The organism is Mycobacterium sp. (genome assembly GCF_047975165.1).
GTDB lineage: Bacteria > Actinomycetota > Actinomycetes > Mycobacteriales > Mycobacteriaceae > Mycobacterium.
In genome coordinates, this window is the sequence record NZ_JBKECZ010000032.1 from 19,527 (window position 1) to 41,136 (window position 21,610).

The following is a 21,610-nucleotide window of genomic DNA, read 5'->3' on the forward strand; positions in this document are numbered from 1 at the left end:
GCAACGGGCTGTGGCGCAGTTTGGTAGCGCACTTGACTGGGGGTCAAGTGGTCGCAGGTTCAAATCCTGTCAGCCCGACCAAGAAAAAGCAGGCTTTGACCTCGGTCGGAGCGGGTTTGTCGTTTCCGAACTCCTGGTCGGTTCAGGGCCAGTGCCCCAAGAGTGTCCCCAGCGATATTCGGTGGGCCACGCGTCAGCCGAACAGTGCGGCGCCGCCAGCCCGTAGATCCTCGAGTTGGGCATCGGAGTAGATCGATAGTGAGACTGACGGATCATGGCCGTGCCACACGGCGACCACGTGCACTGGCAAACCGCCGGCAAGCATCAGGCTGACGCTGGTGTTGCGAATCCCCTTTGGCGGCACGATCAACCCGATTCCTCGCGAGCGTAACGCCACGGCGAAATGCGGAGCGCAAAATCGCAGCCCCGTTACGCTCGCGAACGACTCGCGGATCAGGTGGGCTACTCGATCCCGCGCGCCCTTTGACTTCCGGCCCCCTGGCCGATCACGTCGGAATGGCACGCCGGGTAACGACCACCCGTCCGGCGATGGCGTTGGAATCATGACCGGACTTGGCCGCTACGTGAAGCTCTGGTGCACAGTGCATCACGCGACCGTGTCGGCATTCGTGATCGCGCTCACCGGTCTCGGCCTCGCCCCGGCGGCGCACGCCGCCGCGCCCGCCGCGACCCTGTGGGTTTCCTCTGCGTGGCAGACCGGTTTCATCGCGCACTTCACGATTTCCAACATGAGCTTGACCGAACTCAACGGCTGGCGGCTCGAATTCGACCTGTCCCCAGGTGAATCCATCCAGCACACCTTCTGATTCCACCCGACGCCGCGGTTTCGCCCGACACCGATCTCCCCACCGATCTCCCCACCGATCGCCCCACGATTGACCCATGATTGACCCACGATTGACCCACGATTAACCCACCCCGGTTGCAGGTCTAACGTCGGAACGAAGTCGGATGTCGCATCGATTGGAGCCGGGGGAGTCGCTTAACCGTGGGCAGTAGTCGGCGAGCCAACGTGATCGCCAAACTCTGGCTGCCCATCGTCGTCCTAGTGACCGCGACGGTTGTCGCATACGGCATCAAGGAAATTCGCCGCCAGACGGAAGAGATCAGCCTTCCGCCCGTGATCGAATCCATTCCCCCGACGGTGGTCGAGATCCATCAAAAAACGTCGTCTACGAAGTCTTCGGGGACCTCGGCGGGGGAGGCCGCGTCGCCTATGCGAACCTCGACAGCCGACCCGTCGAGGTGACGCTGACCTCGCTGCCGTGGTCTCATTCCGAAACGACGATGTCGCCAGCGGCCAGTTTGAGCCTCGTCACCCAAGTCCAGGGCAGTTCAGTCGGATGCCGAATCATCGTCAACGGCAAGGTCCGAGACGAGCAGGTGGTCAACCACACCGGCGCCGCCGCCGCCTGCACGGTGGTCGCCGCGGGACCGCCGTCGCAGAGGACGAGCCCGCTCAAACCGACAGCAAGATTCCGCCAAAGCGGCCCCGAATCGCGAAACTCCTGCGTGTCCTCACGATTCCGATCATTCTCTTCTGGATCGCCGTCGCGGTCGGCACCAGTGTCCTCGTGCCGTCTCTGGAGGATTCCACCAAGGCCAATGCCGGCGCGATGGTGCCCACCGACGCGCCATCGTCCCGTGCCGCGGTCCGGATCGGCAAGGCATTCACGGAAACCCACTACACCAGCGTTGCGGTTGTCCTTCTTGAAACCCACGGCCGCAAGCTCGGCGAGCAGGATCACCGCTACTACGACGAGGTAGTGCACAAACTGCGGGAAAACCACAAGCACGTGCAGGCGGTGATCGACCTGTGGGGCGACCCGGTGACCATGTCGGGCCAGCAGAGCGCCGACGGCGACGCCGCCACCGTGAACGTGAGTCCCACCGGCGACCAGGCCGACGCGAACGCGAACGCGTCGATCGAAGCGATTCGAGACACGGTCAACGAAGTTCCCAAACCGAGCGGCCTGAACGTCTACATCACCGGGCCTGCACCCCTGGCCGCCGATTCGCTCGAAGCGTCCGACAAGAGCATGTTCAAGCTGACGATCGTGACCATCGCCTTGATCATCGTCATGCTGGTCCTGGCCTATCGTTCGCTGACGATCGCGCTGATTCCGTTGTTCGGTGTGCTGATCATCCTCACCTGCGCCCGGGGCATCGTTTCGCTGCTCGTCCAGCATCATGTCATCGGCATCTCGTCGTTCGCCGCCAATATGCTGGTGTCGCTGGTGCTCGGCGCCTCCACCGACTACGGCATCTTCTTCCTGGGGCGATATCAGGAAGCACGCCAATCGGGGCAGAACCGGGAAGACTCCTACTTCAAGCACGTGCCGCACGTGATCACCGGCTCCGGCCTGGCAATCTCGGGCGCCTGCCCGTGCCTGACGCTCACCCGTTTGGACTACTTCCGCACCCTCGACCCGGCGCTGTTCGTATCGATGATCGTCGCGGTCGTCGGCGCCCTCACCCTCGGCCCGGCGCTGCTCACCGCAGGCAGCAGCATCAAACGGCTGGATCTGACCGCACCCAAACATCAGCAGGCCAACCCGATCTGGCAGAAATTCGGCACCTGCATCGCGCGCTGGCCGATTGCGATGATCGCCGTCGCCGCGTTGATCATCGCACTGTGCATTCTCAACCTGACGAACTACACCGTCAGCTACAACGACCGGGATTTCACTCCCCAGAATGTTGAATCCATCGCCGGCTACGCCGCGGCCGACAGGCATTTCCCCAAGAGTCATCTCTCGGTCGACACGATCTACGTCGAGGCCGACCACGACATGCGCAACACCACCGACATGATTTCGCTGGACCGGATCGCCAAGAAGGTGTTCCATGTTCCAGGAATTGCCATGGTGCAGAGCATCACCCGCCCGAACGGCCGGCCCCTGGAACACGCCTCGCTGCCGTTCGCCATGGGCTCGATGGGAACGAAGATCGGTGAGCACATCGGCTTCCTCAGCGACCGCATCGCCGACATCGACACGTTGGCGTCCAAAATGGGCACGATCGTCGAGCTGACCACACAGATGGAGTCACTCACCGACCAGATGTCGGTGGGCACCCACATATCCCGCGACGCCGCCGATCAACTAAAAGTCGCGTCCGACCTGGCGCGCGACAATCTGGCAAATCTGGATGACTTCCTGCGGCCCATACGAAGCTACTTCTACTGGGAAAAACACTGCTTCGACATCCCGCTCTGCTGGGCGCTGCGGTCCTTCAACGAGACCATCGACAATACCGACCAGATGGCCGAGCAACTCGGCTACATGCTGGACGGCATCACCATCATCGACGAGGTCACCCCGCAGATGGCCGCTCAACTACACGACACCGCGCAGAACATGCGCACGATGCAGTCCCTGACACTCACCGTCCAAAGCCTGCTGCACGCCACGATTCCGCAGCTGGATTCGATGGTCAACCCGATGGTCGACATGGCTACGGCCTTCGACAACGCCAAGAACGATGACTTTTTCTTCATGCCGCCGGAATCCTTCGAGACCGACGACTTCAAGGCCGGAGTCCGGTTCTTCATGACCGCCGACGGCCGAGGCGCGCGCATGATGGTCTACCACACCGGTGAGGCCATGAGCGTCGCCGGCATCAACCAGATCGAGGACGCCACCGGCGCCGCCCGGGAAGCCATCAAGGGCACCTCACTGTCGAATACCCAGATCTATGTGGCGGGGGCCTCGTCGAACTATCGCGACGTCCAGGAGTTCTCGCACAAAGACATTGCGATCATGATGCTCGCGACGTTCGCACTGGTGTTCCTGATTGTGCTACTGGTGACCAGGGCACTGGTCGGCGCCATCATCGTGCTGTTAACGGTGATCCTGTCCTTCGCCGGCGCATTCGGTCTGTCGGTGTTCGTCTGGGAAACACTGCTGGGCGTGCAACTGCACTGGCTGACGCTACCCATCGGATTCATCGTGCTGGTCGCCGTCGGCTGCGACTACAACCTACTGCTGCTCTCCCGGTACAAGGAAGAGTTGGGCGCCGGTATTCAAACCGGCGTCATCAGAACGATGCGCAGTTCCGGCAGCGTGGTGGTGACCGCCGGATTCGTTTTCGCGTTCACCATGCTGGCGCTGTTGTCCAGCGACGTCATCAACATCGGCCAATCCGGTGTGACCATCTGCATCGGACTGATCTTCGACATGCTGATCGTCCGGTTGTTCTTGGTCATGCCGCTCGCGCGGCTGCTGGGACCGTGGTTCTGGTGGCCCCAGCGGATCACACGATCAGTGCGGCGTTGACAGCCGCGTCGCACTACTTCTTCTTGACCCACTTTGTCACCGCATCCTGCAGCGCGGCGGCGACACTGATCCCGGCGGCGTCGGCAGCCTTTTCGAAGCGCTCCAGCAAGTCCGTCGGGATCGAGGCGCTGAGCTTGGAGTTCTCCGGCTTCGGCTTCGGGGGCGGAACCGACGCCAGAATTTCATCACGATTTCGGTTGGGAAACCAAACGGCCGCATTGGCCCGACACGCCGGGCGGCTACCACCGGTGCGGCGATAGTGTCGGTAACCATGACCGGACGCAACCGCTACGTGAAGCCCTGGCGCACAGTACTTCACGCAGTCGTGTCGGCATTCGTGATCGCGCTCACCGGCCTCGGTGTCGCCCCGGTGGCGCATGCCGCCGCGCCTGCTGCGACGCTGTGGGTGTCATCGGCGTGGCAGACCGGTTTCATCGCGCACTTCACAATCACCAACATGAGCTTGACCGAACTCAACGGCTGGCGGCTCGAATTCGACTTGCCCCCAGGCGAATCCATCCAGCACACCTGGAGTAGCAACTTTGCGCAATACGGCACGCACTTCGTGATCACCCCGGTGAGTTGGACTCAAATGATTGCACCGGGCGGTTCAGCGACCGGCGGCATCAGGGGAGTGCTGACGGGTTCCTACTCGCCACCGGTGAACTGCCGGATCAACGGACAGCCCTGCACGTCGATGTGATTCTTCGCGACACAACGGTTGCCCCCCGACACCGACGGAACCGGCGCGGCGGCGGGTCCGGACTCGGAACGAGATCGGCCGCTACATCCGTTGTAGCCGTGGTACCGCTGGGGCGTGGGTGACGATCGATCACACACCCTGATCGTCAAACTCTGGCTACCCCTTGTCGCCCTGGTGACCGCGACGGCCGTCGGCTACGGCATCAATGAAATTCAGCGCCAGACGGCGGAGATCGGTCTTCCGCCCGTCGTCGAATCCATTCCCCCGGCAGTGGTTGAGATCCATCCCAAAAACGCCGTCTGCGAGGTGTTCGAGGATCTGGGCGGGGGCGGCCGGGTCGTATATGCCAGCCTCGACAGTCAACCCATCGATCTCATTCCGAGACGACGATATCGCCGGCAGCCGGCGACTGCGGGGGCGACCTGGGCGTCGAGGGTGAGCCGGCGGCATCGAGAGTGAAACCTGGGCGTCGACTGTGAAGCCACGGCGTCCACTGTGAACACATGGCGTTGACTGTGAATCGTTGGCGTTGAGAGTGAGCCTGCGGCGGGATTTTCGCCGAAACTCCGCCCTGACCTCACAGTGAAAGCCGTGGCTTCACAGTCAACGCCAACGATTCACACTCGACGCTCCGGCTTCACAGCCGACGGGGGCCGCGGTGACTTCACGCCCTCGGACGCCAGCAGAACCGGCTCGTGATCGTTGAGGGTGCAGAGGGGATCGGTGTGCCGCACCCGCAGCCGCAGCCGCAGCCGCAGCCGAGGGCTCCTCCCCGCCCCGCCGCGCGGGGCGCATCGTCGCCACGCCCGACCCGATGGGCGGCCTCCTCCCCGCCCCGCCGCGCGGGGCGCATCGTCGCCACGCCTAAAGTCACAGGCATGCAGTCGTGGCCGTCAGCATCCGTTCCGGTGCTGCCGGGACGCGGCCCCGAGCTTCGCCTCTACGACACCGCCGATCGCCAGGTGCGGCCGGTCACACCGGGGGCAAGGGCGACAATGTACGTCTGCGGCATCACCCCCTATGACGCGACTCACCTGGGTCACGCCGCCACCTATCTGGCCTTCGACCTGATCCACCGGCTGTGGCTCGACCTCGGCCACGACGTGCACTACGTGCAGAACGTCACCGACGTCGACGATCCGCTGTTCGAACGTGCCGACCGCGACGGCCTCGACTGGCGCGACCTCGCCGACCGCGAGATCGCCCTGTTCCGCGAGGACATGACCGCCCTGCGGATCCTGGCTCCGCACGACTATGTCGCGGCCACCGAGGCCGTCGCCGAAGTGGTCGAGTTCGTCGAGAAGATGCTGGCCGCCGGCGCGGCGTACGTGGTCGACCCCGAAATCGGGGAGTATCCGGACGTCTACTACCGGGCAGCCGCCACCGTGCAGTTCGGCTACGAGTCCGGCTACGACCGCGATACCATGCTGACTCTGTTCGAACAGCGCGGCGGCGACCCGCGCCGCAGTGGCAAGACCGATGAACTCGATGCGCTGCTGTGGCGGGTGCACCGGCCGGGCGAACCCAGTTGGCCATCCCCGTTCGGCCCCGGCCGGCCCGGGTGGCACGTCGAATGCGCGGCCATAGCCCACAGCCGCATCGGCAGCGAACTCGACATCCAGGGTGGCGGCAGCGACCTGATCTTCCCCCATCATGAATTCACCGCGGCCCATGCCGAATGCGTTTGTTCCCAACGTCGATTCGCCCGCCACTACGTGCACGCGGGAATGATCGGCTGGGATGGGCACAAAATGTCGAAGAGTCGTGGCAATCTCGTACTCGTCTCGCAACTACGGGCTCGGGGGGTCGACCCATCGGCGGTGCGACTCGGCCTGCTCGCCGGGCACTACCGTGCGGATCGCTCGTGGAGCACGCAGGTGCTAGACGACGCCGTGAAACGCCTGCACCGCTGGCGCACCGCGACGTCACTTCCCGCCGGACCGGATGCATACGACGTTCTCACCCGCGTTCGCCGCTATCTTGCCGACGATCTGGACACACCCAAAGCGGTTGCCGCACTGGATGGCTGGACTACAGACGCAATGGAATACGGCGGCCACGACGAAACGGCGCCTGCGACGGTGGCGTCGGCGATCGACGCACTCCTGGGGGTGGCGCTCTAGCCGGCGGTGGTACGTTTCCGGCTATGGCATCGCTTCAGGACAAGGTGGTCTTCATCACGGGCGCCGGTCGCGGAATCGGCGCCGAGGTCGCCCGCCGACTGCACGGCAAAGGCGCCAAACTGGTGTTGACCGACCTCGGTGAGGCCGAGCTGAAGTCGATCGCCGCCGAACTCGGCGGTGACGGCCGCGTGTTGACCGCGGTAGCCGACGTGCGGGACCTGTCTGCAATGCAGGCCGCCGCCGACCAGGCGGTGGCAATATTCGGTGGGATCGACGTCGTCGTGGCCAACGCCGGTATCGCCAGCTACGGGTCGGTGCTCAACATCGACCCGGAGGTGTTCACCCGGGTCATCGACGTCAACCTGCTCGGTGTTTTCCACACCGTGCGCGCGACGTTGCCGGCGATCGTCGAACGCCGCGGTTATGTGCTGATCGTCTCGTCACTGGCCGCGTTCGCGGCGGCACCCGGCATGGCCAACTACGACATTTCGAAAGCGGGCAACGAGCACCTGGCCAACTCGCTGCGCCTGGAGGTGGCTCACCTCGGCGTCGACGTCGGATCTGCCCACATGTCCTGGATCGACACCGCATTGGTCCGCGACACCAAGGGAGACATGCCGGCATTCGCCGACATGGTGGCGAGCATGCCGTGGCCGCTCAACAGGACGACCTCGGTCGACAAATGTGCCGATGCGTTCGTCAAGGGCATCGAGGGCCGCAAGGACCACGTGTACTGCCCGCGCTGGGTCGGCCTCTTCCGCTGGATCAAGCCGGTGCTGTCGACCCGCATCGGCGAGGCCCCGATCCGCAAGATCGCGGTGGACATGGTGCCGCGGATGGACGCCGACGTGGCCGCACTCGGTCGCGCCACCAGCGCCTACAACGAGTCGATGGAGAGCCCGCCGAACTCGTGACGAGCCGGGTACCGGCCGGAGGATCAGCGCCCCAAGCCGCGACGGCGGCGCAGATGGCGTTCGAACTCGGCGGCCAGCGCATCTCCGTCGATCTTGCCGAGTGCGTCTTTGACCTGATTTCGGACACGGTCTCCGAGATTCTGCTTCGTTAGGTCTTTGACCTGTGGGTTTGCTTGGTCGGGTGGCCGGTTTGGGGTACTAGGCGGGTAGGTTCGCGCGGTGGCGTACGTGCGGGAGGCGCGCACGACCTCGGGCGCGCCGCGCTGGCCGAGCCCGCTTGCTCGCGAGCGTAACGCCAGGGCGAAATCCGGAGCGCAAAATCGCAACCACGTTACGCTCGCGAACGACTCACACTCACGCCTGGGTACTAGGCAAAATGTCCGAACTCAGGCGCCTACAACGAGTCGATGGAGAGCCCGCCGAACTCGTGACGAGCCGGGTACCGGCCGGAGGATCAGCGCCCCAAGCCGCGACGGCGGCGCAGATAGCGTTCGAACTCGGCGGCCAGCGCATCCCCGTCGATCTTGCCGAGTGCGTCTTTGACGTCGACCGCGGAGTCCCCGTGCTGTTCGAGGGCCTGGACGTATTCGGCGAGCTCGGGGTCGTCGGAGGCCAACTCGCTGATCTCCTGTTCCCAGGTAGCGGCCAGTTGCGGAAGTTCACCCAACGGCACTTCGACGTCGAGCACCTCTTCGACGCGATGCAGCAGCGCCATGGTCGCTTTCGGATTGGGCGGGTGCGACACATAGTGGGGAACCGCCGCCCAGAACGACACCGCCGGCAATCCGGCGGCGACACAGACGTACTGGAACACGCCCGCGATTCCGGTCGGGCCCTCGTAGCGGGTTTCCTCCAGTCCGAAGACGTTGGCCGACTCGGTCGAGTAGGCCGCGCCCGAAACCGGAACCGGACGGGTGTGCGGCGTATCGGCCAGCAGCGCACCGAGGATCACGACGGTATCGACGTTCAGCTTGTCGACCACGGCCAGCAACTCGTCGCAGAACGTGCGCCATTGCATGTTCGGCTCGACTCCCGACATCAACACGATGTCGCGGTCGTCCTTGGGCGGGCGGCAACGCGAAATTCGCATAGCCGGCCATTCCAGCTCCCGGGTGACGCCGTCGATCTGGCGGATGACGGGACGATTGACCTGGTAGTCGTAGTAGGCCTCGTTGTCGATTTCCACTATCGGACGGGCATCCCAGATGTCGTAGAGATGTGCCACCGCATTGGACGCGGCGTCGCCGGCGTCGTTCCAGCCTTCGAACGCGGCCACCGCGACCGCGTTCCGCAGCCGGGGAAGCGAGCCCGGATCGCCTGGCAATATCACCAGATCAGCCTACGGCGTAGGGGCCGGCGTCCGGTGAACCGGCGCGGGGTCCCCTCCGGGGCGACTATCCTGGGTGGGTGACACCCCTGTTGAAGCCCCGGTACGACACCGACCTCCTGGACGTATTGGCCCAGCGTGTCCTGGTCGGAGACGGCGCGATGGGCACCCAGCTGCAAGCCGCTGACCTCACGTTGGACGACTTCAACAACCTTGAAGGCTGCAACGAGATCCTCAACGAGACCCGGCCCGACGTGCTGGAGACCATCCACCGCCACTACTTCGAGGCCGGAGCGGACGCGGTGGAGACCAACACCTTCGGCTGCAACCTGTCCAACCTGGGCGACTACGACATCGCCGACCGGATTCGGGAACTCTCGGAGAAGGGCACCGCGATCGCGCGCCGGGTTGCCGACGAAACGGCCGGTTCGGACCCCGTTCGCCGGCGCTACGTATTCGGGTCGATGGGGCCGGGCACCAAGTTGCCGACCCTGGGGCACATCGAGTACGGCGTCATCCGCGACGCCTACACCGAGGCCGCCCTGGGCATGCTCGACGGGGGTGCGGACGCGATCCTCGTCGAGACCTGCCAGGATCTGCTGCAGCTCAAGGCCGCGGTACTGGGATCGCGGCGGGCGATGACCCGCGCCGGCCGTCACATCCCGGTGATCGCCCACGTCACCGTCGAGACCACCGGCACGATGCTGCTCGGCAGCGAGATCGGCGCCGCGCTGACAGCGGTCGAACCCCTCGGGGTGGACATGATCGGCCTGAACTGTGCCACCGGACCGGCCGAAATGAGCGAACACCTGCGCTACCTGTCGCGCCACTCGCGAATTCCGGTGTCGGTGATGCCCAACGCCGGCCTGCCGGTCCTGGGACCCAACGGCGCGGAATACCCGCTGTCGCCCGACGAGTTGGGTGAGGCGCTGGCCGGTTTCATCGCCGAATTCGGCCTCTCGCTGGTGGGCGGCTGCTGCGGCACCACACCGGAGCACATCAGTGCAGTGGCCGCGGCGGTTGCCGATTTCAACGGCGGGACCAAACAGCGCGGACAGCGCGAGGTGACCTACGAGCCCGCTGTTTCCTCGCTCTACTCCGCGGTCCCGTTCGCCCAGGAGGCTTCGGTCCTGGTCATCGGTGAGCGCACCAATGCCAACGGCTCCAAGGCTTTCCGTGAGGCGATGATCGCCGAGGACTACCAGAAATGCCTGGACATCGCCAAGGACCAGACCCGTGACGGCGCGCACCTGCTGGACCTGTGCGTCGACTACGTCGGTCGCGACGGTGCGGCCGATATGACGGCCCTGGCCAGCCGGCTGGCGACGTCCTCGACACTGCCGATCATGCTGGACTCCACCGAAACCCCGGTCCTGAAGGCGGGTTTGGAGCACCTCGGCGGCCGCTGCGCGGTCAACTCGGTGAACTACGAGGACGGCGACGGGCCCGAATCGCGATTCGCCAAGACCATGGAACTGGTCGCCGAGCACGGCGCCGCCGTGGTGGCGCTGACCATCGACGAAGACGGCCAGGCCCGCTCCGCCGAAAAGAAGGTGGAGATCGCCGAGCGGCTGATCACCGACATCACCGGCAACTGGGGTGTCGACGAATCCTCCATCCTCATCGACACCCTGACCTTCACCATTGCCACCGGCCAGGAGGAGTCCCGCAAAGACGGTGTGGAGACCATCGAGGCTATCCGCGAACTGAAGAAGCGCCACCCCGAGGTGCAGACCACACTCGGGTTGTCCAATATCTCGTTCGGCCTCAACCCCGCCGCCCGCCAGGTGCTGAACTCGGTGTTCCTGCACGAATGCCAGGAGGCCGGGCTGGACTCGGCGATCGTGCATGCCTCCAAGATCCTGCCGATGAACCGGATACCCGACGAGCAACGCGAGGTGGCACTCGATCTGGTCTATGACCGTCGTCGTGAGGACTACGACCCGCTGCAGGAGCTGATGCGGCTGTTCGAGGGCGTGTCGGCGGCGTCGTCGAAGGAATCCCGTGCGGCCGAATTGGCGAAGCTGCCGTTGTTCGAGCGGCTGGCGCGGCGCATCGTCGACGGTGAACGCAACGGCCTGGAAGCCGATCTCGACGAAGCGATGACGCAAAAACCCCCGCTGGGGATCATCAACGAGGACCTGCTGGCCGGCATGAAGACCGTCGGTGAGCTCTTCGGCTCCGGCCAGATGCAGTTGCCGTTCGTGCTGCAATCCGCTGAGGTTATGAAAACCGCTGTCGCACACCTCGAGCCGCACATGGAGAAAAGCGACGACGACACGGGCAAGGGCCGCATCGTGCTGGCCACCGTCAAGGGCGACGTGCACGACATCGGCAAGAATCTCGTCGACATCATCTTGAGCAACAACGGCTACGAGGTGGTCAACATCGGCATCAAGCAGCCGATAGCGACCATTCTCGAAGTCGCCCAGGACAAGACGGCCGACGTGGTGGGAATGTCGGGCCTGCTGGTGAAATCGACTGTGGTGATGAAAGAAAACCTCCAGGAGATGAACACCCGCGGCGTCGCCGAGTCGTATCCGGTGCTCCTCGGCGGGGCGGCCCTGACCCGCAGTTACGTGGAGAACGATCTCGCCGACGTCTATCAGGGCGAAGTGCATTACGCACGCGACGCATTCGAGGGTCTGCGGCTGATGGACGACATCATGAGCGTCAAGCGGGGTGAGGCGCCGGACCCCGACAGTCCGGAGGCGATCGCCGCCCGGGAGAAGGAGGCCGAACGCAAAGCCCGCCATGAACGTTCCAAACGCATTGCGGCGCAGCGCAAAGCAACCGAAGTACCGGTGGTGGTTCCCGAGCGGTCCGACGTCGCCGCCGATGTCGAGGTGCCGACACCGCCGTTCTGGGGTTCGCGGATCGTCAAGGGTCTGGCAGTGGCCGACTATGCCGGGCTGCTCGATGAGCGCGCACTGTTCCTGGGGCAGTGGGGATTGCGCGGTCAACGCGGGGGCGAAGGACCGTCGTATGAAGATCTCGTGGAAGCCGAGGGTCGTCCGCGCCTGCGGTACTGGCTGGACCGACTGTCCACCGAAGGTATCCTGGCCCATGCCGCCGTGGTGTACGGCTACTTTCCGGCGGTGTCGGAGGGCGACGACGTCGTCGTGCTGGCCGAGCCTTCCGCCGACGCCCCGACACGATTCCGTTTCACCTTCCCGCGCCAGCAGCGGGGCCGCTTCCTGTGCATCGCCGACTTCATTCGCTCGCGGGAGTCGGCCACCGCCCGCGGCGAAGTCGACGTGTGGCCGTTCCAGCTGGTGACCATGGGCACGCCCATCGCCGACATGGCCAACGAGCTGTTCAAGTCGGACTCCTACCGCGACTACCTGGAGGTGCACGGCATCAGCGTGCAGCTCACCGAGGCGCTCGCGGAGTACTGGCACCGCCGCATCCGCGAGGAGCTCACCTTCGCGGGGAACCGGGCGATGTCGGCCGAGGATCCCGAGGCGGTCGAAGAGTACTTCAAGCTCGGCTACCGGGGCGCCCGGTTCGCGTTCGGCTACGGGGCCTGCCCGAACCTCGAGGACCGCGCCAAGACGATGCAACTGCTGGAGCCCGGACGCATAGGTGTGACGCTGTCGGAGGAATTGCAACTGCACCCCGAGCAGTCGACCGACGCGTTCGTGCTGCACCACCCCGAGGCCAAGTACTTCAACGTCTGATCCCTGCCGGATTGCCCGTCCGCGCTGAAACAGAGGTGACTTTGCCGGTCGCCACATGGAACAATCGCTGGCCGTGAAGACCTTCGAGGAACTGTTCGCCGAACTCGGCGAACGAGCGCGCACCCGCCCGGCCGGCAGCGCCACCGTCGCCGCGCTGGATGCCGGGGTGCACGCGCTTGGCAAGAAGATCCTCGAGGAGGCCGGCGAAGTGTGGCTGGCCGCCGAGTATCAAAGCGATGACGAGCTGGCCGCCGAGATCAGCCAGTTGCTGTACTGGGCGCAGGTGCTGATGATCTCGCGTGGGCTGTCCCTCGACGACGTCTACCGGAAGCTGTGAGCATGCTGCGCGTTGCCGTTCCCAACAAGGGGGCCTTGAGCGAACCGGCCGCCGAGATCCTCTCCGAGGCCGGCTACCGGCGTCGCACCGATCCCAAGGATCTCACCGTCATCGACCCGGTCAACAACGTCGAGTTCTTCTTTCTGCGGCCCAAGGACATCGCCATCTATGTCGGTTCGGGGGAGCTGGACTTCGGTATCACCGGCCGCGACCTCGCACTGGATTCCGATGCGCCGGTTCGTGAACGCCTGGGGCTGGGTTTCGGATCGTCGCGGTTCCGCTATGCCGGGCCGGCGCGACCCGCCGGGCCGGACTGGACTATCGCCGACCTGGCCGGAAAGCGAATCGCCACCGCATACCCGAACCTGGTGCGAAAAGACCTGGCCGACCGGGGGATCGCGGCCACGGTGATCAGACTCGATGGCGCCGTAGAGATTTCGGTGCAGCTCGGCGTCGCCGACGCCATTGCCGACGTCGTGGGTTCGGGCCGCACCCTGCGCCTGCACAATCTTGTCGCCATCGGTGAACCGCTGTGCGATTCGGAGGCGGTGCTGATCGAACGGGACGAACCCGGCAGCCGGTCCGGTGCGGCAGGCGACCAGCTGGTCGCCCGGGTTCAGGGTGTGGTGTTCGGCCAGCAGTATCTGATGCTCGACTACGACTGTCCGCGTTCGGTATTGGATCGGGCCACCGCGATCACGCCGGGCCTGGAGTCGCCGACCATCGCTCCGCTGGCCGACGCACAGTGGGTCGCGGTTCGTGCCCTGGTGCCGCGCCGGGAGGTCAACGACATCATGGATCGGCTCGCCGGGATCGGCGCGAAGGCGATCCTGGCATCGGATGTCAGGTTTTGCAGATTCTGATCGGCTATCGGTGCGGCTGCTGTGTTAGCGTCCGGCTGGGACGCGTGCACGCCCCGGCGCACTTCCGCCGCGGCCGCCAGGCAGTGCGTCTGTCCCAGGAGGGAATGCCGTGACGCAGGTACTTGTCCTGTTCCTGGCCCTGCTCATCGGTACGGTCGCGGGTTTGCGGTCGATGGCGGCGCCGGCCGCGGTCTGCTGGGCGGCCTATCTCGGTTGGCTGAACATTCAGGGAACGTGGGCTTGGTGGGTGGGAAGCATTGTGCCGGTGGCGATCCTGAGTGTGCTGGCCTTCGCCGAGGTGGTCTTAGACAAATTCCCCGGCGCCCCCACCCGTCTGACGCCGGTGGTGTTCGCGGTCCGGCTCATCCTCGGCGGGCTGGCCGGTGCTGTCATCGGCACCGCGTGGGGCTACCGGATCGGCGGGCTGGGGGCTGGCTTGATGGGAGCCGTGCTGGGCACCGTGGGCGGCTACCGCGCCCGCCGGCAACTGGTTGTGCAGAACGGCGGCCATGAGCTGCCCGTCGCACTGCTGGAAGATTCGTTGGCGGTGCTGGGCGGGTTCGCCACCGTTGCGCTCGCGGGCGCAATGGTCCCCGATGCACTGTGACCCGGGGTCGCCAACCCACCGGTCAAGAACACCTAGCGCCGCTGAATCAGCAAAGTCTGCGCCGAGGTGCCGACGAATCCGATGCTGTCGAAGACCTCGGCCGTCGTCACCCCGGCCCCGTCCGGACCGACCGACGCGCGGGCGCGCAAGGCGAAATCGTTGCCGACCGGTAGCCGGTGCAGGTGCACGACGGTGTCGGTGTTCATGAACGCGACGCGCCTGGGGTCGAGGATCTTGCCGACGCCGTTGGCGCAGTCCACCACCGCTGTCAGCCGTTGCAGTGCCGTGGTGTCGTCGGTATCGACGATGTGGGCTCTGGTGCTGAACCAGGACACGGCGGCCGCACCGCCCTCGACACGCTGGGGACGCCAGCTGATCGTGTCGAAATAGCCGCCCGCGCCGGCGAAGACGTCCGGCACCGGCTGGGACGACCCCTCTCGCAACGGCGGATACCGGTCGCTCGCCAGGTCGCCGGTGTCGGAGGCCTTGACCAGCCACGCTGTGACCCGCGCGACCGCGCGGGAGGTTCCGTCGCCGCTGCCGGCGCGCATTTCCGCGGCCATCATCGCGACCCTGGAACCCGGGCGCTCCACCCAGGCCCGGGCCCGGACCGGCGCCACCGGGAGTGCTCCGAGGATGTCGAGGCTGAGTCTGGCGATCCGCAGGCCCGACCCCGCCGAACGCTCCTCGATGAGTTTGGTCAGCAGCGCCAACGGGGGCGAGCCGTGCTGAAGGTCGGGACCCCAGTTGCTGCGGGTGCACTCCGTCGAGTCGAATGCGGCCCCCAACTCCGCATGCGCCCCGGGTTCTTCGCTGGTACCCGGGCCGGTACTCGGGCCGTTGCCGGGGCCGTCGCCGGGGCCGTTGCCGGGTAGGCGGCGATAGTAGCTGCAGTTCATGCCGACGACCGGTCCGTCATACCGGCAGTTTAGGGCTCGGCCGCGGGCTGCCCCGGCAAACCCGGGCGCCTGCAAACCCGGGCGCCGGGATCGCCGGGTCGCCTGGCACGCTGGACCCGTGTCGGCGACCGGGGTGTTCACCGCCGGTGAGCGAGTTCAGCTCACCGACGCCAAGGGACGTCACTACACGCTGAGGCTAACCCCGGGCGCGGAGTTCCACACCCATCGTGGGCGCGTCGCCCACGATGCGATCATCGGCCTTGAGCAGGGCAGCGTGGTCAAATCCAGCAATGGCGCGCTGTTTCTGGTGCTGCGCCACCTGCTGGTCGACTACGTCATGTCGATGCCGCGGGGGCCGCAGGTTATCTATCCCAAGGATGCCGCCCAGATCGTGCACGAGGGCGACATCTTTCCCGGCGCCCGGGTGCTGGAGGCCGGGGCGGGGTCGGGTGCACTGACCCTTTCGCTGTTGCGCGCGGTCGGGCCGCGGGGTCGGGTGACGTCGTATGAACTGCGTGCCGATCACGCCGAGCACGCCCGCGGCAACGTCGACACCTTCTACGGCCGGCCGCCGGAGAACTGGCGACTGATCATCGGCGACCTTGCCGACTCGGAGCTGTCCGACGGTGTTTTCGACCGTGCCGTGCTGGACATGCTGGCGCCATGGGAGGTCCTGGACTCGGTGTCACGGCTGGTGGTCGCCGGCGGTGTGCTGCTGATCTACGTGGCCACCGTCACCCAGCTATCCCAGGTCGTCGAGGCGGTGCGTGCCCAGCAGTGCTGGACCGAACCGCGATCGTGGGAGACGATGCAGCGCGGCTGGAACGTCGTCGGGCTGGCCGTGCGTCCGCAGCACACGATGCGCGGGCACACCGCGTTCCTGGTGGCCACCCGCCGGCTGGCGCCCGGCGCAGTCGCCCCGGCGCCGCTGGGACGCAAGCGCCCTGGACGCGACGGGTAGTGGAATGTGCGCATCCGGATGCGTTGGGGCGCAGGATGTCGCCTGGCATGGGACGTGATCGGCTAGCGCATCAGTCATCGCTGCGCTGAAACCCGCGGTGAACAGACAGTAGTTCAAACTCCGGATGCGCGGCCACCAGCCGCTCGGCCCGGTCGAGAACCTCCACGGCGTGCGCGCGGTCACCCGAGACCGTCGCCACCCCGATGCCGGCCCGCCGGTGCAGATCCTGGTGGTCGGTCTCGGCGGCTGAGACGCTGAACTTGCGCCGCAACTCGGCCAGTACCGGACGGATCACCGAGCGCTTCTGTTTGAGCGACCGCACGTCGCCCAGCAGGACATCGAACTCGAGCCAGCCGATCCACATCCGGTGAAGTCAGCCTGGGGGAGACGGGCCGGCGGGGGGACCGGGCTCGGCGGGGAGACCGGGCTCGGCGGGGGGAGCGGGATTCGACGGTGGTGCCGGCTCTGGTGAAGCCGGCGGTACCGTTCCGGAACTCTGCATGGCCAGCAGCATGTCGGCGGTCTTGCGGGACAGCTGCCAACCGTCGCCGGCCGCGGTGAACTCCATCGGGAAGGTGAACTCGCGATGATCCTCATTGGCGGTGGTGACGACGACGGTGGCGGCCACGTTGGACGGGTCGGTGCTCGATCGGGCGATGTCGTTGGCCTCGAACGCCATCGGCAGGTAGCCGCTGTCGCGGGCGGCGGCGATGAACCTGTCCAGGGCGCCGGCGGTATCGGGGCCGGAGCCGTCGACCAGATCCAGCTTTTCACCGCCCGGCACCGCCGGGTCGGCGAGCCGGGCCAGCACTCCGGTGAGGGCCTCCGGCGCGGGCAGTTCCGTGGCGGGCGGGACGGTCGCGGTGGCTACGGTGGAAACAGTGGTCAGCGGGGTTTCAGCCGTCGCCGCCGGCGTAGGTGGGGGAAGGGAGTCCCCGGCCGAGTCCGATTCGCTGTCCGAGCCACGCGAGCAGCCGAGGAGCCCCGCTACGGCCACCGCCACGCCGGCGGTCAGGGTGATCCACAGGTGGCGGGACATACCTGCGGCAGACCGGCTACCGGCGGCCGGCAGGTGCGGGTGCGGCGACCACAGCGCCGCTCGCTACGGATTTCACGATCACAGATACCCTTTCGCGCGGCAGGATGGCCTGAGAATACCAGCGCGACCCGACTTGTTACTTTTCATGAACGTTCAATGCGTTTGACTGCGCACATGGAGTGCCCGCGGCCGGTAGCGTTGGGGTATCCGCCACGCGATTCCTGGTGTGGGAAAGGAGCGCAGCATGGGTGACCTAGAGCGTTCTGGCGCATTCGACAACCCTGGCGATAGCCGCCTGTCCAGCGACGATTCCGCGGAGTTGGAACAACTTCGGCGCGAGGCCGCGGCGCTTCGCGAGCGGCTCGACAACGCCGTCGCCCAGCAGGGCCCGGCGCGCTCACCCCGCGACGTGCAGCAACTCGAAGCCCGCATCGACTCGCTGGCCGCCCGCAATTCCAAATTAATGGAAACTCTTAAAGATGCCCGCCAGCAGCTGCTGGCGCTGCGCGAGGAGGTCGATCGGCTGGGACAGCCGCCCAGCGGCTACGGGGTTCTGCTGGGCGCCCACGAAGACGAAACCGTGGACGTGTTCACCTCGGGCCGCAAGATGCGGCTGACCTGCTCGCCGAACATCGAGGCGGCCTCGTTGCGCAAAGGTCAGACGGTTCGGCTCAACGAGGCCCTGACCGTCGTCGAGGCCGGCACCTTCGAATCGGTCGGCGAAATTTCCACCTTGCGCGAGGTCCTCTCCGATGGTCACCGGGCACTGGTGGTCGGCCATGCCGACGAGGAGCGCATCGTGTGGCTGGCCGAGCCGCTGATCGCCGAGGATCTGCCCGACGGCGGCTCCGGGGAACTCAACGACGACAGCCGCCCCCGCAAGCTGCGCCCCGGCGACTCGCTGCTGGTCGACGCCAAAGCCGGCTACGCCTTCGAGCGAATTCCCAAAGCCGAGGTCGAGGACCTGGTGCTCGAAGAGGTGCCCGACGTCAGCTACGAGGACATCGGCGGGCTTACCCGCCAGATCGAACAGATACGCGATGCCGTCGAGCTGCCGTTCCTGCACAAGGAGCTCTACCGCGAGTACGCGCTGCGCCCACCCAAAGGGGTGCTGCTCTACGGGCCACCCGGCTGCGGAAAGACACTGATCGCCAAGGCGGTGGCCAACTCGCTGGCCAAGAAGATGGCCGAGGTGCGCGGCGACGATTCCCGCGAGGCCAAGTCCTATTTTCTCAACATCAAGGGCCCCGAGCTGCTGAACAAGTTCGTCGGCGAAACCGAGCGTCACATCCGGCTGATCTTCCAGCGCGCCCGCGAGAAGGCCTCCGAAGGCACCCCGGTAATCGTCTTCTTCGACGAGATGGACTCCATCTTCCGCACCCGCGGCACCGGGGTCTCCTCCGATGTCGAGACGACGGTGGTGCCGCAGCTGCTCAGCGAGATCGACGGCGTGGAAGGGCTGGAGAACGTCATCGTGATCGGCGCGTCCAACCGGGAGGACATGATCGACCCGGCCATCCTGCGGCCGGGACGCCTCGACGTGAAGATCAAGATCGAACGTCCCGATGCCGAAGCGGCCCAGGACATCTATTCGAAGTACCTGACCGCGGCGCTGCCGGTGCACGCCGACGACCTTGCCGAGTTCGGCGACGACCGCACCGCCTGCATCAGGGCGATGATCGCGCAGGTTGTCGAGCGGATGTACGCCGAAATCGACGACAACAGGTTCCTCGAGGTCACCTACGCCAACGGCGACAAAGAAGTCATGTATTTCAAGGACTTCAACTCCGGCGCCATGATCCAGAACGTCGTCGACCGCGCGAAGAAGAACGCGATCAAGTCGGTGCTGGAAACCGGGCAACCCGGCCTCCGGATCCAGCACCTGCTCGACTCGATCGTCGACGAGTTCGCCGAGAACGAGGACCTGCCCAACACCACCAACCCCGACGACTGGGCGCGGATCTCGGGCAAGAAGGGGGAGCGCATCGTCTACATCCGCACCCTGGTCACCGGCAAGAGTTCCAGTGCGAGCCGTGCCATCGACACCGAGTCGAACCTGGGGCAGTACCTCTAAGGGGTTGTCGGTGCCCCGGATTACCGTGGGCCGCATGCAGATGGATTTTGAGCCCCGCGCTTCTGACCACGGTGAATTTGAGCTTTTCGACGACGACCTGTCTGACGACGACCCGTGTGACGACGACCCCTATTTCTACGATCCCGATTACGACGAGTACGCCGAGGAAGGCGACGAGGACGACGAACTTCCTGCCGAAATGTTCGACGGCGTCGAGGACGCTTGGGGTCCTTACCTGAAAGCGAGGGATCCAGTCCTCGAATTGGCTGAGGCACTGCTGGATGGCGTGGATCTAGCCAATATGTCCGACGATCAGGTGCAGGCCGCACTGTTGGCCCGGATTGAGGAGTTCGACGCGCTGCCATCCGGGAAACGGAAGGCGCGCGCCGATAGGTTTGCCCCGGCACCGCCGGAGGCGGAGTCCCATGAGCTGCCGTTCCTCTACGTTGCGTCACCGCCCGAGGAGGTCGAGGCCGCCGCGGCCGCGGCGCCGCTGGCCGTCAAGGTGCAGGGGCTGCGTGATTTTCTCGGCCCGGACGGAAAGACGTTGACCGCCAAGGGAAATCTCAAACTCGCCGACGGCCGTGCGTTGGTCGGGCTGCTCGACACCGGTGACGACATAAACCCCCGGATCGGCAACGCAAGGTGGTATGCCGTCTCCACCGCGGAACTGCCGGGACTGGGCCTCATCCTCGACGTCGCCATGGCGGCCGGTGCGGTTCGGGTGTACAAGGGCCGGCTGGTCCCGGTGAAAGCCTGGACGGCCCGCTCCCGGGCGCAGCAGGGAGCGGAACTGTTTGCGGCGATCATCGACCTGGGGCCATTGCGGTCGCGCTTCTCCGGGCGGGTTTGGTACCTGACCGAACTGCACCGTCTGCTCGACGAGGGGATCGTGTACTGGCTGACGCCGTTGCTTGGGCTGGATGCCGCGCTCCCGATGGACGATATCGAGGGGTGGGCGCTAGCGGTGGTTGAGCACTCCGCACCGGCTGTGGACCACCTGAGCGCACAGCGGTGGGAGCGGTTGGTCAGGCGCAATCTGCGCCGCCTCTTCGATGTCCTCGACACCGCCGGCGTGGTGTGCTGGACCGACCGCGTCGAGGTGCCCGAGCCGTACGGCCCCAGTTCGTGGACCGGCGGCACCGTGACCATCACCGCACTCGGGCGTCAGGTCCTGCCGGACCTCCTCGAGGAAGCCGGATGGGCACTGCGCCGCGCTGAGGACATCGCCGGCGGCGACGGAGCCGCGCTTCTCGATGCGATGGCCCGGGTGCCCGACAGCCGGCTGGCGGCTCTGGTGGCGGGCTGGCAGCCCGATCGTTCCACTGTCGAGCGGGTGAAACTGATTGTCGAGGCCATTGCGGTGGCGGGCAGCGCCGATACGCGGATGACCGGCTTCATCGCCCTGGAGCAATTCGATATCGAGGTGGTGGAACCACTGGTGCGTGAGTTGCTGGACACGCCCGCCGCCGGGTATACGGCACTCTGGTTGATAGCGCTCGGCCGGGCCGGTGCGGACACGCTCGGCAGTTTCGTCGATCTGGGCTCGATCGTCGATGGTTTATGGGCGCTGAGCGTCGCCGACCCCGAACAGCTCTGCGACTTCTTCGTCCAGTACCTGGATCCGCCAGCGGTACTCGAGGGCATGTGGCGGCATCGCGCACCCGAGACGGCGATCGTGCTCGACACGCTGGGGCGCCATCTGCCCGACAAGGCAATTGCCAAGGCTGCCCGGAAGGCGGCCATGCGGCATCGCGGCTGGATGGCGAACCCCAGAGGTTAGGT

Annotated in this window: 19 protein-coding genes, 1 tRNA gene and 2 pseudogenes; 15 read left to right on the plus strand and 7 right to left on the minus strand. The window is 65.8% G+C overall.

The genetic code is table 11. The features are described from left to right. The first annotated feature begins 4 nt into the window (after positions 1 to 4). Positions 5 to 81, plus strand: a tRNA-Pro gene (locus ACK5M9_RS02715). 112 nt (positions 82 to 193) lie between these two features. Here ACK5M9_RS02715 and ACK5M9_RS02720 read toward each other — a convergent pair. Then, a complete protein-coding gene (locus tag ACK5M9_RS02720) occupies positions 194 to 370 on the minus strand; it encodes a hypothetical protein (protein WP_416891665.1) in 177 nt (58 codons plus the stop codon). Positions 371 to 563: 193 nt separating this feature from the next. Here ACK5M9_RS02720 and ACK5M9_RS02725 point away from each other — a divergent pair, with 193 nt between their 5' ends. The 3 genes and pseudogenes from ACK5M9_RS02725 to ACK5M9_RS02735 all read left to right on the plus strand — a co-directional run bounded on the left by ACK5M9_RS02725 (position 564) and on the right by ACK5M9_RS02735 (position 4,298). Beyond that, complete coding sequence (locus tag ACK5M9_RS02725) at positions 564 to 827, plus strand: cellulose binding domain-containing protein (protein WP_416891666.1); 264 nt, start codon at positions 564 to 566, stop codon at positions 825 to 827. 224 nt (positions 828 to 1,051) lie between these two features. Continuing rightward, positions 1,052 to 1,452 (plus strand): annotated as a pseudogene (locus ACK5M9_RS02730) (MmpS family transport accessory protein); the annotation flags it as partial. Then, a complete protein-coding gene (locus ACK5M9_RS02735) occupies positions 1,434 to 4,298 on the plus strand; it encodes an RND family transporter (RefSeq protein ID WP_416891709.1) in 2,865 nt (954 codons plus the stop codon). The pseudogene ACK5M9_RS02730 and the gene ACK5M9_RS02735, both read left to right, overlap by 19 nt. Before the next feature lie 13 nt (positions 4,299 to 4,311). Here the strand turns inward: ACK5M9_RS02735 and ACK5M9_RS02740 are convergent, their stop codons facing one another. Further along, positions 4,312 to 4,677: a ribbon-helix-helix protein, CopG family gene (locus tag ACK5M9_RS02740; protein ID WP_416891667.1), complete on the minus strand. Its 366-nt coding sequence runs from the start codon at positions 4,675 to 4,677 to the stop codon at positions 4,312 to 4,314. On the opposite strand from ACK5M9_RS02740, the gene ACK5M9_RS02745 reads away from it, so the two are divergent. The 4 genes from ACK5M9_RS02745 to ACK5M9_RS02760 all read left to right on the plus strand — a co-directional run bounded on the left by ACK5M9_RS02745 (position 4,570) and on the right by ACK5M9_RS02760 (position 8,038). Then, positions 4,570 to 5,001, plus strand: a complete 432-nt coding sequence (locus ACK5M9_RS02745; RefSeq protein WP_416891668.1) for a cellulose binding domain-containing protein — start codon at positions 4,570 to 4,572, stop codon at positions 4,999 to 5,001. The genes ACK5M9_RS02740 and ACK5M9_RS02745 overlap by 108 nt on opposite strands. A gap of 114 nt (positions 5,002 to 5,115) precedes the next feature. Then, entirely contained in the window at positions 5,116 to 5,460 is a 345-nt protein-coding gene (locus ACK5M9_RS02750; protein ID WP_416891669.1) for a hypothetical protein, read from the plus strand. A gap of 419 nt (positions 5,461 to 5,879) precedes the next feature. Next, positions 5,880 to 7,124 (plus strand): cysteine--1-D-myo-inosityl 2-amino-2-deoxy-alpha-D-glucopyranoside ligase, encoded by a 1,245-nt coding sequence (gene mshC / locus ACK5M9_RS02755; RefSeq protein ID WP_416891670.1) that lies wholly within the window; start codon positions 5,880 to 5,882, stop codon positions 7,122 to 7,124. 23 nt (positions 7,125 to 7,147) lie between these two features. Beyond that, on the plus strand, positions 7,148 to 8,038 hold the full coding sequence (locus ACK5M9_RS02760; protein WP_416891671.1) for an SDR family oxidoreductase: 891 nt from the start codon (positions 7,148 to 7,150) through the stop codon (positions 8,036 to 8,038). A gap of 23 nt (positions 8,039 to 8,061) precedes the next feature. Here the strand turns inward: ACK5M9_RS02760 and ACK5M9_RS02765 are convergent. Continuing rightward, a pseudogene (locus ACK5M9_RS02765) lies at positions 8,062 to 8,151 on the minus strand (PAC2 family protein); the annotation flags it as partial. 341 nt (positions 8,152 to 8,492) lie between these two features. Further along, entirely contained in the window at positions 8,493 to 9,368 is an 876-nt protein-coding gene (locus ACK5M9_RS02770; RefSeq protein WP_416891672.1) for a PAC2 family protein, read from the minus strand. A gap of 77 nt (positions 9,369 to 9,445) precedes the next feature. On the opposite strand from ACK5M9_RS02770, the gene metH reads away from it, so the two are divergent. The 4 genes from metH (at position 9,446) to ACK5M9_RS02790 (ending at position 14,852) form a co-directional block, all read left to right on the plus strand. Beyond that, positions 9,446 to 13,045: a methionine synthase gene (gene metH / locus ACK5M9_RS02775; protein WP_416891673.1), complete on the plus strand. Its 3,600-nt coding sequence runs from the start codon at positions 9,446 to 9,448 to the stop codon at positions 13,043 to 13,045. 55 nt (positions 13,046 to 13,100) lie between these two features. Next, positions 13,101 to 13,382 (plus strand): phosphoribosyl-ATP diphosphatase, encoded by a 282-nt coding sequence (locus tag ACK5M9_RS02780; protein WP_416891674.1) that lies wholly within the window; start codon positions 13,101 to 13,103, stop codon positions 13,380 to 13,382. Positions 13,383 to 13,384: 2 nt separating this feature from the next. After that, positions 13,385 to 14,245 carry an ATP phosphoribosyltransferase gene (gene hisG / locus ACK5M9_RS02785; protein ID WP_416891675.1) on the plus strand — a complete coding sequence of 287 codons (861 nt, stop codon included), beginning with the start codon at positions 13,385 to 13,387 and terminating at the stop codon, positions 14,243 to 14,245. Between the two features lie 109 nt (positions 14,246 to 14,354). Then, a complete protein-coding gene (locus ACK5M9_RS02790) occupies positions 14,355 to 14,852 on the plus strand; it encodes a DUF4126 domain-containing protein (RefSeq protein WP_416891676.1) in 498 nt (165 codons plus the stop codon). A 32-nt stretch (positions 14,853 to 14,884) separates the two neighbouring features. On the opposite strand, the gene ACK5M9_RS02795 is transcribed toward ACK5M9_RS02790, so the two are convergent. Next, positions 14,885 to 15,751 (minus strand): thioesterase family protein, encoded by an 867-nt coding sequence (locus tag ACK5M9_RS02795; RefSeq protein WP_416891677.1) that lies wholly within the window; start codon positions 15,749 to 15,751, stop codon positions 14,885 to 14,887. 118 nt (positions 15,752 to 15,869) lie between these two features. On the opposite strand from ACK5M9_RS02795, the gene trmI reads away from it, so the two are divergent. Then, entirely contained in the window at positions 15,870 to 16,712 is an 843-nt protein-coding gene (trmI, locus tag ACK5M9_RS02800) for a tRNA (adenine(58)-N(1))-methyltransferase TrmI (RefSeq protein ID WP_416891678.1), read from the plus strand. Positions 16,713 to 16,782: 70 nt separating this feature from the next. On the opposite strand, the gene ACK5M9_RS02805 is transcribed toward trmI, so the two are convergent. Together ACK5M9_RS02805 and ACK5M9_RS02810 are read right to left on the minus strand one after the other, a co-directional pair. Next, on the minus strand, positions 16,783 to 17,076 hold the full coding sequence (locus tag ACK5M9_RS02805) for a DUF503 domain-containing protein (protein WP_416891679.1): 294 nt from the start codon (positions 17,074 to 17,076) through the stop codon (positions 16,783 to 16,785). Positions 17,077 to 17,085: 9 nt separating this feature from the next. Then, on the minus strand, positions 17,086 to 17,751 hold the full coding sequence (locus tag ACK5M9_RS02810) for a hypothetical protein (RefSeq protein WP_416891680.1): 666 nt from the start codon (positions 17,749 to 17,751) through the stop codon (positions 17,086 to 17,088). 244 nt (positions 17,752 to 17,995) lie between these two features. On the opposite strand from ACK5M9_RS02810, the gene arc reads away from it, so the two are divergent. Both arc and ACK5M9_RS02820 read left to right on the plus strand, forming a co-directional pair. Beyond that, entirely contained in the window at positions 17,996 to 19,825 is a 1,830-nt protein-coding gene (arc, locus tag ACK5M9_RS02815) for a proteasome ATPase (RefSeq protein ID WP_416891681.1), read from the plus strand. A gap of 34 nt (positions 19,826 to 19,859) precedes the next feature. Further along, positions 19,860 to 21,608 (plus strand): hypothetical protein, encoded by a 1,749-nt coding sequence (locus ACK5M9_RS02820; protein ID WP_416891682.1) that lies wholly within the window; start codon positions 19,860 to 19,862, stop codon positions 21,606 to 21,608. Positions 21,609 to 21,610: the final 2 nt, after the last annotated feature.